The sequence below is a fragment of the Nocardioides sp. genome (genome assembly GCF_024509035.1).
In the GTDB taxonomy this organism is placed as follows: Bacteria; Actinomycetota; Actinomycetes; order Propionibacteriales; family Nocardioidaceae; genus Nocardioides.
Genome location: NZ_JANINT010000191.1, coordinates 15,129 through 28,285 on the forward strand (window position 1 = coordinate 15,129; position 13,157 = coordinate 28,285).

The window sequence follows — 13,157 nt, forward strand, 5'->3', positions numbered from 1 at the left end:
ACAGGTTGGTCCACAGGTCTGGACCGCGGGCTGTGGAGTGTGCACCCCTGTGGTGGAGAAGTCCCCACGGTCTGTGGACGACCCTGTGGGTTCACCGCAGGCTCTTGCGGGCGTCCTCGCCGCTCCCGTAGAACTCTCTCACCGGATCACCGCAAGGAGATCCGGGGATCGGACAGGAACGAAGACCTGCACCCCGAGGCAACTCGAGGCGCCGGCCCGGTGACGGGGGCGGCGGGGTCGGAGGACCGGTTCGATCGACCGGGCGTCACCGTCTCCGGTCGACTCGAGGGGCTCCTGGTGCTCATACCACCGGGAGCCCCTCACTTCATTTCCCCGCCGTGCCGGATCCCATGCATGCTCGGACCCGGGCATGCTGGCTCCCATGCCGGTGCACCTGCGCGAGTTCGGACCCGCGGCGGTCCTCGCCGAGGTCGACGACGCCGCGGCCGCCCTCGCGCTGGCCACCTGGGCCCGCAGCCGCGGTGTCGCCGCGGACGAGGTCGTGCCCGCGGCCCGGACCGTGCTCTTCGACGGGGTCCGCGACCGCCGCGCGCTGGACGCGCTGATCGAGGCCTGGTCCCCGGGAGAGGCCGCAGCACCGGGCGGCCTGGTCGAGCTTCCGGTGACCTACGACGGGCCGGACCTCGAGTTCGTCGCCGGGGCGTGGGGCGTCGACGTCGCCGAGGTGGTGCGCCGGCACGGCGCGGTGGAGTACGTCGCCTCGTTCTGCGGTTTCGCCCCCGGGTTCGCCTACCTCGCCGGGCTCCCCGCCGACCTCGCCGTACCCCGCCTGGAGTCGCCGCGGGCGCAGGTGCCCGCCGGGTCGGTCGCGCTGGCCGGGACGTGGTGCGGCGTCTATCCCTCGGGCTCCCCGGGCGGCTGGCGGCTCCTCGGCCGCACCGACGCCCGGCTGTGGGACCCGGCCGCCGACCCGCCGGCGCTGCTCGCTCCCGGCACGCGCGTCCGGTTTCGAGACGCCTCATGAGCCTGCACGTGCTGGCGACCGGCCCGCTCGCGCTGGTCCAGGACCGCGGACGGCCCGGCTTCGCCCACCTCGGCGTTCCCCGGGCGGGGGCGCTCGACCGGCCCGCCGCCGCGCTGGCCAACCGGCTGGTCGGCAACGGGCCCGACGAGGCCGTGCTCGAGGTGGTGCTCGGGGGACTGGAGGTCCGCGCCGACGCCGCCTGCTGGGTGGCGGTGACCGGAGCGCCGGCGCCGCTGCTGGTCGACGGCGTTGCACGCGGCCACGACCGGCCCGAGTGGCTCCCGGCCGGCGCGACGCTGCGGCTCGGCCGGCCGGCGACCGGTGTGCGCTCCTATCTCGCGGTCGCGGGCGGGATCGACGTGGAGCCGGTGCTGGGGTCCCGTTCGACCGACACCCTCGCGTGGGTGGGACCCTCCCGCGTCGCGGCGGGGACGACGCTGCCGGTCGGGCGGCCCCGGACCGAGCCGCGCCCGCTCGACGTCCCGCACGCCCGGCGGCACCGGCCGCTGCGCCTGTTCCCGGGACCGCGCGCCGACTGGTTCGCCGAGGGCGCGCTCGAGGTGCTGTGCGCGGCGACGTACGTCGTCGAGGCCGACTCCAACCGGATCGGGCTGCGCCTCGACGGGGCCGCGCCGACCCGGCTCCGCGAGACCGAGCTGCCCAGCGAGGGGATGGTGCTCGGCGCGGTGCAGGTGCCGCCCAGCGGCCGGCCGGTGGTCTTCCTCGCCGACCACCCGCCGACCGGCGGCTACCCGGTGGTCGGGGTGGTGCACCCCGACGACCTCTGGGTGTGCGGTCAGCTCCGGCCCGGGGAGCGGGTGCGGTTCACGCCGGCTCGCCCGCCGTCTCCGGGGTGGGGTCCGGGGGCCGCCACGGGCTGAGGTCGGGGTCGTCCTCGGGAAAGCTGCGCACCGGTCCGGCCGGTGTCTCTGCGGTCTCGAAGCGGACGGTCACCACGCCGCGTCCCGAGCCCCAGACCCACCCCTTGCCCAGCTCCGCGTGCACGACGTCCATGCCCGGTGCCCACGTCCGTCGGGAGTGGTGGGGCACCTCGATCTCGGGCAGCGGCTCCTCCTCCTGGTCGGTGGTCTCGCCGAAGAGGTCCTCCTGGACCCAGTCGGCCAAGCCGGACACGCCCACGCCCAGGAGCCGCACGCCACCGGAGGTGTCGAGGTCGGTGAGCAGGCTGCGGGCCAGCCGCGCGATCGTGCCCGCGGCGTCGGTGGGGGAGGAGAGCGTGGTCGACCGGCTCAGCGTCGTGAAGTCGTGGAGACGCACCTTGATGGTGATCGTGCGGCCGGAGAGACCGTGCTTGCGCAGCCGCGCGGCCACCTCGCCGGCCTGGCGGGTGAGCAGGCCCTCCATGAGCCGTCGGTCGGTGAGGTCGGTGTCGTAGGTGCCCTCGACGCTCACCGACTTCGTCTCCCGCTCGGGCTCCACCGGACGGTCGTCCTGGGCACGCGCCAGGTGGAACAGCCCGTGGCCGCTGGCCTTGCCGAGCAGGCGCACCAGCTCCTCCTCGCTGACGCTCTCGAGCTCGGCCACCGTGTGGATGCCCACCCGACGCAGGCGCTCGGAGGTCGCGGGCCCCACGCCCGGGATGACGCTGACGCTCATCGGGCGCAGCAGCTCCTGCTCGGTGCCCGGCGCCACCACGACCAGCCCGTCGGGCTTGTCGAGGTCGCTCGCGACCTTGGCGATGAACTTGGAGGTGCCGACGCCGACCGAGGCGGTCAGGCCGTGCGTGGCCTCGCGGACGCGGGAGCGCAGGTCCTGGGCGAACGCCGTGACCGTGTCGACCTCGAGGTCGGGCAGGTCGGCGCGCGCGAGGTCGACGAACGCCTCGTCGAGCGAGAGCGGCTCGACCAGCGGCGAGACCGCGCGCAGCAGGCCCATCACCTGCTCGCTGGCCTCGCGGTAGGCGTGGAAGCGCCCGCTGAGGAAGGCCGCGTGCGGGCAGCGTGCCCGGGCCTCGCGGGTCGACATCGCCGAGCGGACGCCGTACTCACGCGCTTCGTACGACGCGGTCGACACGACTCCGCGCCCGCCGACGCCGCCGACGACGACCGGCTTGCCGCGCAGCGAGGGCTTGTCGCGCTGCTCGACGGCCGCGAAGAACGCGTCCAGGTCGAGATGGAGCACCGACGCTTCCGCACGCACGGGCGCAACCTACCTGCCGGCACCGACCAGCCCACTTTCCCTCCACCGCGGGCGCTCCGGCGCCGGTTCCCACAGGCGGGCCCGACGCCCCCGCTGACCGTCGGACGCCGCGGAGAGGTTCGACCCATGACCACACCCATCTCCATGACCGTCCGGACGGTCGAGGACGTGCTCGCCCTCGTCCCCGTCGTCCTCGGCTTCGCGCCCACCGACTCCGTCGTCATGCTCACCTTCGGCGCCGCACGCTCCTTCCACGCGCGGTGCGACCTCCCGGCGAGCGCCGACGACCTGCCCGGCGCCGCCGCGGTGCTCGTCGAGCCGGCGGTGACCCACCGGGTCCAGCACGTGATCCTGGTCGTCTACTCCGAGGACCGCTGGCTCGTGACCGAGGCCGCGTGGGCGATGTGGGGTGCGTTCGAGCGGGCCGGCGTGGGCGTGCTCGAGGTGATCGGCACCGACGGCCGGCGCTGGTTCCCCGCGCTGGGTGAGCGGCCCGACGTGCCCGTCGCCGGCGTGTCCTACGACGTCTCGGCCCACCCCTTCCGCGCCGAGGCGGTCGCCGACGGCCGGGTGCTGCTCGGGTCGCGGGAGGCGCTGCGCGACGAGCTGGCGACCGACCCGGTGCGCACCGGGCGCGTGGTCGCGGCGCTCGCCGGGCTGACCGGTGACCCGCCGAGGGCCGAGGAGCGGGCGGTCGAGGCCGCATGGGCAGACGGCGTGGTCCGCGACCACGTCGTCGGCGACCGCGCCGGCGACATACCGAGCGACGCAGACGTGGCCCGGCTCCTGCGCGGTCTGCTGGACAGCACCGTCCGCGACGCGGCCGCGTCCTCGCTCACCCGGTGGACCGCGCGCGGCCACGTCGCGTTCTGGACCGACATGGTCCGCCGCACGCCGGTCCCGATGCTGGCCGCGCCGGCGGCGCTCCTGGCGCTCGCGGCCTGGCAGGCCGGCCAGGGTGCCCTCGCGTGGTGTGCGCTCGACCGCTCCGCGGAGGCCGACGAGACCTATCCGCTCGCGGCCCTGGTGGCTCGCGTGCTCGAGCAGGCGCTCGAGCCGGAGGCGTGGGACGGCGTGTGCGAGGGGTGACGCACGTCTGCTCCCGACCCGTGCGTGCGGGTGGACCGCGCGGGGTACTCGCCGGCCATGGTGCGCACGCTCGGCATGGAGGAGGAGCTCCTGCTCCTCGACCCCGCGACCCGCCGAGTGGTACCGGCGGCGCCGTCGGTGCTCAAGGAGTTCCGCGAGCACGGCGGCGGACGACAGCGGGCGCGGGCCGCCACCGACGACCTCGACCAGGAGCTGTTCCGCCACCAGCTCGAGACCCGCACCGACCCGGTGGCGAGCGCCGACGACGCGTTCGAGCAGCTGGTCGCGGCCCGCCGCACGGCGGGCGAGGCCGCTCGAGCCGCCGGGCTGGCGCTCGGAGCGGGCGGCATCGTCCCGTTCGGAGGTGACCGCTCCTCGGTGAGCCCCCACGACCGCTATCGGGCGATGGTCGACACGTTCGGCGAGATCGCCCGCACGGGCGGCACCTGCGGCATGCACGTCCACGTCGACATCGCCTCCGACGAGGAGGGCGTGGCCGTGATCGATCGGATCGCGCCGTGGCTGCCCACGCTGGTGGCGCTGAGTGCGAACTCGCCGTACGTCGACGGGCGCGACTCGGGCTACGCCTCCTGGCGGGCGCAGGTCTGGGCCCGCTGGCCGAGCGCCGGCCCGACCGAGCAGTTCGGATCGGTCGAGGGCTACCGCGAGACCTGCCGGATGCTCCTCGAGACCGGCGCCGCCCGCGATCCGGGGATGCTCTACTTCGACGCCCGGCTCTCGCAGGCCCACCCGACCGTCGAGGTCCGGGTGTGCGACGTCACCACCGACCCTGCTGACGCGGTGACGGTCGGCGCGCTCGTGCGGGCCCTGGTCGAGACCGCCGCCCGGGCCTGGGCCCGGGACGAGCCGCTGCCCCGGTGGCGTGCCGAGGCGCTGCGGGCCGCCCACTGGCGCGCCTCGCGCTACGGCATGGCCGACTCGCTGGTGCACCCCGCGAACGGCGAGCTGCGGCCCGCCGCCGAGGTGCTGGCCGGGTTGGTGGCCTGGATCGAGCCGGCGCTGCGCGAGGCCGGCGACCTCGAGCGGGTGTCGTCGGCCACCGAGCGCGCGATCAGCGGCAACGGCGCGGCGCGGCAGCGAGCGGCCTACGAACGCACCGGCGACGTCCAGGGCGTGGTCGACGACCTGATCGCCCGCACCGAGGCGTCCTGGCGACGCGACGACAGCGCGAGTCGAAGGGCCTAGGGTCGAGACATGGGTGACGCTCATGGGTGAAGAGGTCGAGGCTCAGGAGTTCTCCCGGGCCGATCGCACGCGGCACCGCGAGAAGGTACGCCGCAACCTCGACGTGTTCGCGCGGATGCTGCGTGAAGAACGCTTCGACACCACCGACCCGATGACCGGGCTCGAGGTCGAGCTCAACCTCGTCGACGAGGAGGGCGACCCCGCCCTGAAGAACTCCGAGGCGCTGGAGGCCATCGCCGACCCGGACTTCCAGACCGAGCTGGGGCAGTTCAACATCGAGATCAACGTCCCGCCCGCGCGGCTGCGCGAGGGCGGCCTGACGACCTTCGAGGACAACCTGCGGCGCAGCCTCAACGATGCCGAGGCCAAGTCGTCGGCGGTCGGCGCCCACATGGTGATGATCGGCATCCTGCCGACGCTCGGCGAGGGGCACATGAGCCTGAGCAGCCTCAGCGCCAACCCGCGCTACAAGCTGCTCAGCGAGCAGATCCTCGACGCCCGGGGCGAGGACATCGCCATCGCCATCGACGGGCCCGAGCGACTGCGCACCACCGCCGACTCGATCGTGCCCGAGGCCGCCTGCACCAGCACCCAGTTCCACGTGCAGACCTCACCCGACCAGTTCGCGGCGTACTGGAACGCCTCCCAGGCGATCGCCGCCGTGCAGGTCGCCGTGGCCGCCAACTCGCCCTACCTCCTCGGCAAGGAGCTGTGGCGCGAGACGCGCATCCCGCTGTTCGAGCAGGCGACCGACACCCGCAGCGAGGAGCTCAAGGCTCAAGGGGTGCGGCCGCGCGTCTGGTTCGGCGAGCGCTGGATCACCTCGGTCTTTGACCTGTTCGAGGAGAACGTGCGCTACTTCCCGGCGCTGCTGCCGATCACCGACGACGAGGACCCGCTCGCGGTGCTCGAGGATGGTGGCACGCCCACGCTGCCGGAGCTGCGCCTGCACAACGGCACGATCTACCGCTGGAACCGTCCGGTCTACGACATCTCCCACGGGGTGCCGCACCTGCGCGTCGAGAACCGGCTGCTCGCCGCGGGCCCGACGGTCGCCGACACGATCGCCAACGCGGCGTTCTACTTCGGGCTGGTGCGCGCGCTCGCCGAGAGCGAGCGGCCGCTGTGGTCCCAGATGTCCTTCAGCGCCGCGGAGGAGAACTTCCACGTCGCCGCCCGCCAAGGCATCGAGGCCCAGATCTACTGGCCGGGCGTGGGGCAGGTCCGGGCCACCGAGCTGACCCTGCGCCGGCTGCTCCCCTTGGCCCAGGACGGTCTCGAGGCGTGGGGCGCCTCGGGTGCCGAGATCGACCGGCTGCTCGGCATCATCGAGCAGCGCTGCCTGACCGGCACCAACGGCGCGGAGTGGTTCGTGCAGCGCATGCACCACGCCGGGGGAGACCGCTACGACGCCCTGCGCGAGACCCTGCTCGAGTACACCCGCGGCATGCACAGCAACGAGCCGGTGCACACCTGGGCCTGATCGGTCAGCGCTGCCGCAGCCGCTTCCACTCGCGGCGCACCGCGCTGCGCGGATCGAGCCAGCCGCGCCGGGTGACGACGACCATCGTCAGCCCGACCCCGGCCTCGGCAGTGGCGGTGCGGGCCGCCGCGAGCCAGGCCGCGTCGACGTCCTGCAGGTCGAGGGGACCGGGGCGGGTGATCCACACCAGGGGCGGGGTGCCGCCCCGCCGGGCTCGCTGCAGCAGGGCGGCGACGATGTCGGCGCGCAGCGCGTGGTCGGCCCCGCCGTCGGGCTCGGCTGCGACGACGTCCTCGGTGGCCCCGGGCACGCCGACGTGCAGGAGCGGGGGGAAGCGGTGACGCCGCTCGGTGTGGTGGTGGTCGAGCACGGCGCGCCGCAGTGTCCGCGCAGTCATCCGGTCGACCGGTTCGTCGATGCCCTCCACGTCCACCTCACCTCCGGCTCCGGGACCTGGTCCGAGCGATCAGCCTCTCCCGAGCTGATCCGGTGCCGTGTCGTTCCTCCACAGGCTGCGCCGTTGCCTGCCGATCGGTTACGGTGCGAGAGGTGGGCATCCGGCCCACACAGCCAGCTGGACAGGGAGAGTCGATGGGGACCGTCGTCGTGGGGTACGTGCCCAAGCCGGAGGGAGAGGCCGCGCTGCACAAGGCGGTCGAGGAGGCGAAGCTCCGCGACGCGAAGCTCGTCGTCGTCAACTCCCACCGTGGCGGTCAGGAGTTCGACGCCGACACGGCCACCCGGGCCGAGCGTGACCTCGACAAGGTGCGCGCCGTGCTCGACGACTCCGGGGTCCCCTACGACGTACGCCAGCTCGTGCGCGGGTTCGAGCCGGCCGAGGACCTCATCAGCATCGCCGAGGCCAACGAGGCCGAGCTGATCGTGATCGGCCTACGCCGCCGCTCGCCGGTCGGCAAGCTCATCCTCGGCAGCAACGCCCAGCGGGTGCTGCTCGACGCGCACTGCCCGGTGCTCGCCGTCAAGGCGGACTGACCGTCCCTCGACGTCGGCGCGGCTAGTCGATCTCCTCGCCCGCGAGGGCGCGGGCGGCGAGCCGCTCCTCCTCGCTGACCTCCCACACCTCGTGGGCGGCGTGCAGCGCGAGCAGGATGATCAGGCAGCCCAGCACCAGGTCCGGCCACGGCGAGCCCGTGGCTGCCGTCAGCAGGCCCATCGCGATGATGGCCACGTTGACCAGCACGTCGTTGCGCGCCGACAGGAACGCAGCGCTGCTCAGCGACCCGCCATGGTGGCGCACTCTCGTGAGCAGCAAGGCGCTGGTGCCGTTGACCGCGATCGCGCCCAGCGAGGCGAGCACCAGGGGAGTGACGTCGGGGGCGACCGGGTCGGCGAAGCGTCCGACCGCCTCCCAGGCCGCGAGCGCCGCCGGGCCGAGGATGATCAGCGCCATCAGCTTGCCCATGGCCGCCCGCCGGGCCATCGGCCAGCCGAGCGCGATGAAGATCAACAGGTTGATCGAGGTGTCCTCGAGGAAGTCCACGCTGTCGGCGAGCAACGACACCGAGCCCGCAGCCAGGGCGACGGTGAACTCCACGAAGAAGTAGGCGAAGTTCAAGCCGGCCACGATCAGCACGGTGCGTCGCAGCAGACCCGCCTCGGGCGCATCGCCGGCGTGGGACCGCCCGGGCAGGGGCGTCTCCCGACTCATGGCCGCCGTTCCTTCATCGTGTCCGCGATGATAGCGAGGACGCGGCCTCACGACGGCGGGCGACGGCGCCCACGCGCGACACGACGGAGAGGGGTGGGGCGTGACCTCACGGCAGGATCACGACGAGCTGGTCGAAGAGCTCCTGACGGCGAGTCGCGCGCTCGTCGCGATCGCCATCCGTTCGATCGCGGCCGCGCCGGTCGAGGTGACGGTGGCCCAGCACCGGGTGCTGGTGCTGCTCGCCGCCCACGGACCGCAGAGCGTGGGCGAGGTCGCCGAGCACCTCGGCGTCAACCCCTCCAACGCGAGCCGACACGCCGACCGGCTGCAGCGGATGGGGCTCGTCGAGCGCGTCCGGTCGACCGAGGACGGACGCGTGGTCCGCATCGAGCTGACCCAGCCGGGGCGACGCCTGCTCGACGTCGTCACGCAGCATCGTCGCGAGGAGCTCGAGGGCCTGGCCGCGCGCCTCCCGCAGCGCGACGCTGCGGCGCTGCAGTCCGCACTCCGCCAGCTCAACGTCGCGATGCAGGAGCCCGCGGACGGCCGGTGGGGATCGGCTGAGGTCGGCGCGGGCGCCCGGCGCTGACCGACAAGCGGCATCCTTGACCCATGGCGATCAACATCACCGGTGACCCTGCCGCCGACCAGGTCCTGACGGACCAGCCGTTCGCGCTCCTCGTGGGGATGATGCTCGACCAGCACATTGGAATACGAACACTAGCGGCGTAGACTAGTGAGATGGCCGGGCGAGACATGCCGTCAGGCTGAAGCGAGGCGCAGAGGCAGCTCTCCAGGAAGCCGACGAGGCCAGAAGCGGCCCAGCAGTCGTCGACGTCGGCGCGTACGAGCGGATCTCCGACGATCAGGAAGATGCCGAGACCGGGGACCGGGGGGCCGGTGTCGAACGCCAGCGCGAGGCGATTGAGCTCCTGTGCGCCTCGGTGAGCCACGAACGGCAGACCTGGCGGATCAAGAGACACCACGTCGATAACGACATCTCGGCGTATAAGGACGTGGTGCGGCCTGAGTTCGAGCGGCTCCTGGCAGACCTCGAGGACGGTGTAATCGACGGCATCGTCGTCTACGACCTGGATCGGCTCGCGCGCAGACCCCGAGACCTCGAGCGCGTCATCGACATCTACGACGCTGCATCGAAGGCTGGTCGGCGTCTGGTCTTCCGCACGGTCCACGACGCTATCGACCTATCGTCCCCGGACGGGATCACCTTGGCCCGGGTCATGGTGGCCTTCGCGAACAAGGCGAGTCGAGACACGTCTCGGCGAGTCGCGGCCAAGCACCGCGCCACGGCTCTGACCGGACGTCCTGTGAGCGGAACTCGCCCCTTCGGCTGGGACTGGGTCCGGGCGGAGGTCAGGTTGGCCGACGGCCGGGTGTTGCCAGATGTGACCGACCCAGGTCGCAAGGGCAACCAGCGGATCAACGAGTTCGAGGCGAACGTCATCCGCCGCGCGGCCGAAGATCTGCTCGCCGGCGTCGCTCTGAACACGATTGTGAAGGATCTCAACGAGCGAGGAGTGAGGACGAGTCGCGACAACGCCTGGAGCGCTGCCACGCTCAAGCAGATGTTGCTCGCTCCGCGGCTGGCTGGGTACCGGGTTCACCGGGGCGAGATCCTCGTCGACCCCAAGACCACAGAGTTCGTCCGCGGCCAGTGGGACCCGATCCTCGATGAAGGAGTCTGGGCCGCCCTGGAGGATCTGCTGCTCGCCGAAGGTCGTGTCGGTGCGGAGCGTCGCAGCGAGGCACATCGCGAGTACTTCCTGAGCGGGCTGCTGCGTTGCTCGGAGTGCCAAGGGCCGTTGCACGGCAACGCGCGCAGTGAGAAGCACTTCTACTACGCGTGCAAGACGCGCGGCGGTGGGCTGAAGGGGGAGGGCGGCTGCGGCAAGATCAGCGCCTCGGGTGTGGCAGTGGACGGGGTCGTCAGCGAGCTCTTGAAGGCGCGGATGCGTGCCGCGACGGTCGAGGTCGCCGCCGAGAGCGCGGTATGGCCACGGGAGGGCGAGCTCGAGGCGCTCAAGGCCGACCTGAGAGCGAAGTTCACCGACTACTCGGAGCTTTCTGGCGACGCTGCACGCATGGCGCTCGCGGCAGTGCAGGCCGCACAGGAGCAGGTCGAGGAGCTCCGTCAGGAGCGGAGTGATTGGCTCAAGAACCGGCTGCGGACAGAGCGCCAGGTGAAGGTTGGCCCCGAGACCTGGAATGAACTCCCGGTCGGGGCCCGGCGGCAGTACGCGCGAGCTGAGTTGCAGGCGATCTTCGTGCTGCGATCTACTCGTCGAGGGAACCGGTTTGATCCGAACCGACTCGTCCCTGTCTGGCGCGACCTCGTGCAAGAAGGCGGCTGAGTGCTGCCCACCTCTCGTCGGTCATCTCTGGCGCGAGTTCGAGTTGTCGGGTGATCCATTCGTCGGCCGTCATGCCGGCGGACCGTCCGGTTCAGGCCTACGAGCGCAGTCGCGTCCTGCGGCGCCTGCACGCGTCCGCGCCTGCTCGGGGGCGCTCGGGTGCCGATCGAGCGCGAGGTGTTCGCCGCGCTGTTCACCAACTCGGTGGTGTCGAGCTACGCCGGCGTCCGGTCGGCCTTGGCCGGGGCCCCTCTGCCGCTGAAGGAGTTCTTGAAGCTTGCACGTCAGGCGGAGATACCCTACCCGCTGTTCTTCGCGCCGAAGCAGGTGGTCGACGAGCAGTTGCGGCTCAAGAACGAGAAGCTGATGGCTGGTTTCACGAAGACGTCGCTGTCGATGCACTCGCGCCACCGGGTTGAGCTCTGCGACGTCGAGCTCATCGTGAAGGACTTGCTCCGCAAGCAGGAGATCCTGCGCAGGTACGACCGGACTCTCCCCAAGAACGGTCTGGTCGGACTGCTCAAGAAGTCCCGTGGGTCGATCCCGCAGGACGCCGACCGCCTCCTTGAGGCGCTGGGTATGACCCGCGCCGACATCCGCTCGTCTAGGTCCAAGGAAGCCGCGCTGGAGCTCATCATCGGCCGACTCGAGGCACGACAGGTCCTGGTCTCCCGCAGTGCCCAGCACTACATGCCGCAGGAGATGCCGGGGCACGCCAAGTTCAGCGGCATGACGATCAAGGACAAGAAGGTTCCGTTCGTCTTTCTTGCCACCGGCGACGAGGGGGAGCACCTCGAGCCGGCGGGCCGCAAGGTCTTCACCCTGGTCCTGCTGACCGTGCTCATCGCCCACGAGACGTTCGCCCCGGTCAACTACGACGGGCACACCAAGGAGCTGGACGCTCCTCGCGTGTACCAACTGGCTGCAGAGATCCTCATGCCGGCCGCGGAAATGCGACGGCTGTCCTTCCCCGACCTCGAGGCCGCGAGGGCCTTGGCCGACGCGTTCAAGGTCACCCCGAGCGCGGTGGTGATGCGCGCCCGCCGACTCGGCTGTATCGACCCCGACACGTTCAGCCGCTACATGGACGAGCTCGAGGTCGAGTACAACAGCCGGACGACGCCGACGCTGTCGAGTCCACGCCCGGTCAACGCGCTGCGAAAGTACAACGGGACCGAGTGCTCCCGACGGATGCTGGCTGTCCTCGACGCAGGGCACCTGAACCGCGCAGAGTTCCGGCGCATCATGTTCTTCAACAAGATCCCGGCCTCCCAGATCGACGACTTCCGCGAGGCGGTCCGATGAACGGCACCCACTATCTGGTCGACAACAATGCACTGATCGCACTGGGTCGTCGCCGCATCCGGACCACGTTCTTCCGTACACATTGCCGGGTGACCGCCGACGTGCTCCGCGAGGCTGCGGAGCACCCTGATCGGGCCCTGCTGGAGACCACCGCAGTCGAACTCACCCCGCTCGTCCTCGAGGAGATCCGCGCGGTGATGAGTGGTCTAGGGGTTGGGGACACGCGGCTGGTCGACCTCTACGCCAACAAGGGCACCGCGGACCCAGGGATGATCGCCACCGTCCGCGCCGCTCGCGCCGTGGAGGAGAGCATGTTGTTCCCTGACACGTGGGTCATCGTCACCAACGACCGCGCCGTCGAGACCACGGCCACTGAGCACGACGTACAGACGATGAAGCCCGCTGACTTGGCCGAGCTGATCGACGCTGCGGGTGCCGGCGAGACGCGCGCGGCGGGCGGATACTAGCGGCGAACTCGCGTCAGGGTGCGCAGCGACCATTGTCTGCTTGTCGAAGCGCACACCCTAGGCGTGGCGCTTCGTGCAGGTCGGTCGACTCGTCATGACGCGCGACCGTGGTGCAGCTTGGAGCTGGTCGCGGACTCGGGCCACGCCGGCGGGCGCCTTCCAGGCCGTCCTCGACTCACACCGCTCGCCGACGGGCGGTCCTGAACCGCGCCATGTCCCGCAGATAGCGGGGCACGCCACGCGCCGGCACCGGACGCGGCCAGGCGTCGGGGCGGAACCAGGCGTCCGAGCCCCCGTCGACGAAGACGATGCTTCCACAGAGGAAGTCGGCGGCCGGGGTGGTCATGAAGACGGCCCACTCGGCGAGCCGGTCGGGATCGCCGAAGCCACCCACCGGCACCGGGAAGGCGCGGATGTTGCG

At 71.8% G+C, this 13,157-nt stretch carries 13 protein-coding genes and 1 pseudogene; 10 read left to right on the forward strand and 4 right to left on the reverse strand.

The features are described from left to right. The first annotated feature begins 382 nt into the window (after nt 1-382). Together Q0L15_RS14195 and Q0L15_RS14200 are read left to right on the forward strand one after the other, a co-directional pair. The gene (locus tag Q0L15_RS14195; protein ID WP_296605103.1) at nt 383-985 is read left to right on the forward strand and encodes an allophanate hydrolase subunit 1; all 603 of its coding nucleotides are present in this window, start codon (nt 383-385) and stop codon (nt 983-985) included. Then, on the forward strand, nt 982-1,866 hold the full coding sequence (locus tag Q0L15_RS14200) for a biotin-dependent carboxyltransferase family protein (protein ID WP_296605104.1): 885 nt from the start codon (nt 982-984) through the stop codon (nt 1,864-1,866). The genes Q0L15_RS14195 and Q0L15_RS14200 overlap by 4 nt, the downstream gene beginning before the upstream one ends. Here the strand turns inward: Q0L15_RS14200 and Q0L15_RS14205 are convergent. Continuing rightward, nucleotides 1,811-3,145, reverse strand: a complete 1,335-nt coding sequence (locus Q0L15_RS14205; protein WP_296605105.1) for a DNA polymerase IV — start codon at nt 3,143-3,145, stop codon at nt 1,811-1,813. The two genes, Q0L15_RS14200 and Q0L15_RS14205, sit on opposite strands and share 56 nt — an antisense overlap. Nucleotides 3,146-3,271: 126 nt before the next feature. On the opposite strand from Q0L15_RS14205, the gene Q0L15_RS14210 reads away from it, so the two are divergent. The 3 genes from Q0L15_RS14210 to Q0L15_RS14220 are packed head-to-tail and all read left to right on the forward strand — an operon-like array spanning nt 3,272 to nt 6,923. After that, complete coding sequence (locus tag Q0L15_RS14210) at nt 3,272-4,234, forward strand: DUF4192 domain-containing protein (protein WP_296605106.1); 963 nt, start codon at nt 3,272-3,274, stop codon at nt 4,232-4,234. A gap of 57 nt (nt 4,235-4,291) precedes the next feature. Continuing rightward, entirely contained in the window at nt 4,292-5,440 is a 1,149-nt protein-coding gene (locus Q0L15_RS14215) for a glutamate--cysteine ligase (RefSeq protein ID WP_296605107.1), read from the forward strand. Between the two features lie 22 nt (nt 5,441-5,462). Continuing rightward, nucleotides 5,463-6,923: a glutamate-cysteine ligase family protein gene (locus Q0L15_RS14220; RefSeq protein WP_296605108.1), complete on the forward strand. Its 1,461-nt coding sequence runs from the start codon at nt 5,463-5,465 to the stop codon at nt 6,921-6,923. A 4-nt stretch (nt 6,924-6,927) separates the two neighbouring features. On the opposite strand, the gene Q0L15_RS14225 is transcribed toward Q0L15_RS14220, so the two are convergent. Then, nucleotides 6,928-7,350, reverse strand: a complete 423-nt coding sequence (locus tag Q0L15_RS14225) for a hypothetical protein (RefSeq protein ID WP_296605109.1) — start codon at nt 7,348-7,350, stop codon at nt 6,928-6,930. A gap of 164 nt (nt 7,351-7,514) precedes the next feature. Between Q0L15_RS14225 and Q0L15_RS14230 the strand changes: the two genes are divergently transcribed. Then, nucleotides 7,515-7,916, forward strand: a complete 402-nt coding sequence (locus tag Q0L15_RS14230; protein WP_296605110.1) for a universal stress protein — start codon at nt 7,515-7,517, stop codon at nt 7,914-7,916. 22 nt (nt 7,917-7,938) lie between these two features. Here the strand turns inward: Q0L15_RS14230 and Q0L15_RS14235 are convergent, their stop codons facing one another. Then, complete coding sequence (locus Q0L15_RS14235; protein WP_296605111.1) at nt 7,939-8,592, reverse strand: cation transporter; 654 nt, start codon at nt 8,590-8,592, stop codon at nt 7,939-7,941. A 100-nt stretch (nt 8,593-8,692) separates the two neighbouring features. On the opposite strand from Q0L15_RS14235, the gene Q0L15_RS14240 reads away from it, so the two are divergent. From Q0L15_RS14240 to Q0L15_RS14255, 4 genes are all read left to right on the forward strand, one after another. Beyond that, a complete protein-coding gene (locus tag Q0L15_RS14240) occupies nt 8,693-9,181 on the forward strand; it encodes a MarR family transcriptional regulator (RefSeq protein ID WP_296605112.1) in 489 nt (162 codons plus the stop codon). A gap of 265 nt (nt 9,182-9,446) precedes the next feature. Next, the gene (locus Q0L15_RS14245) at nt 9,447-10,964 is read left to right on the forward strand and encodes a recombinase family protein (protein WP_296605115.1); all 1,518 of its coding nucleotides are present in this window, start codon (nt 9,447-9,449) and stop codon (nt 10,962-10,964) included. A 159-nt stretch (nt 10,965-11,123) separates the two neighbouring features. Continuing rightward, on the forward strand, nt 11,124-12,269 hold the full coding sequence (locus tag Q0L15_RS14250) for a hypothetical protein (RefSeq protein WP_296605113.1): 1,146 nt from the start codon (nt 11,124-11,126) through the stop codon (nt 12,267-12,269). After that, nucleotides 12,266-12,736 (forward strand): hypothetical protein, encoded by a 471-nt coding sequence (locus Q0L15_RS14255; protein WP_296605114.1) that lies wholly within the window; start codon nt 12,266-12,268, stop codon nt 12,734-12,736. The genes Q0L15_RS14250 and Q0L15_RS14255 overlap by 4 nt, the downstream gene beginning before the upstream one ends. 175 nt (nt 12,737-12,911) lie before the next feature. Here Q0L15_RS14255 and Q0L15_RS14260 read toward each other — a convergent pair. Further along, nucleotides 12,912-13,157 (reverse strand): annotated as a pseudogene (locus Q0L15_RS14260) (NAD-dependent epimerase); the annotation flags it as partial.

Excerpts from the sequence above, each read along its gene's own strand:
- Q0L15_RS14195 (WP_296605103.1), top strand. The coding sequence starts at position 383 with ATGCCGGTGCACCTGCGCGAGTTCGGACCCGCGGCGGTCCTCGCCGAG.
- Q0L15_RS14200 (WP_296605104.1), top strand. The coding sequence starts at position 982 with ATGAGCCTGCACGTGCTGGCGACCGGCCCGCTCGCGCTGGTCCAGGAC.
- Q0L15_RS14210 (WP_296605106.1), top strand. The coding sequence starts at position 3,272 with ATGACCACACCCATCTCCATGACCGTCCGGACGGTCGAGGACGTGCTC.
- Q0L15_RS14215 (WP_296605107.1), top strand. The coding sequence starts at position 4,292 with ATGGTGCGCACGCTCGGCATGGAGGAGGAGCTCCTGCTCCTCGACCCC.
- Q0L15_RS14220 (WP_296605108.1), top strand. The coding sequence starts at position 5,463 with ATGGGTGAAGAGGTCGAGGCTCAGGAGTTCTCCCGGGCCGATCGCACG.
- Q0L15_RS14230 (WP_296605110.1), top strand. The coding sequence starts at position 7,515 with ATGGGGACCGTCGTCGTGGGGTACGTGCCCAAGCCGGAGGGAGAGGCC.
- Q0L15_RS14235 (WP_296605111.1), bottom strand. The coding sequence starts at position 8,592 with ATGAGTCGGGAGACGCCCCTGCCCGGGCGGTCCCACGCCGGCGATGCG.
- Q0L15_RS14255 (WP_296605114.1), top strand. The coding sequence starts at position 12,266 with ATGAACGGCACCCACTATCTGGTCGACAACAATGCACTGATCGCACTG.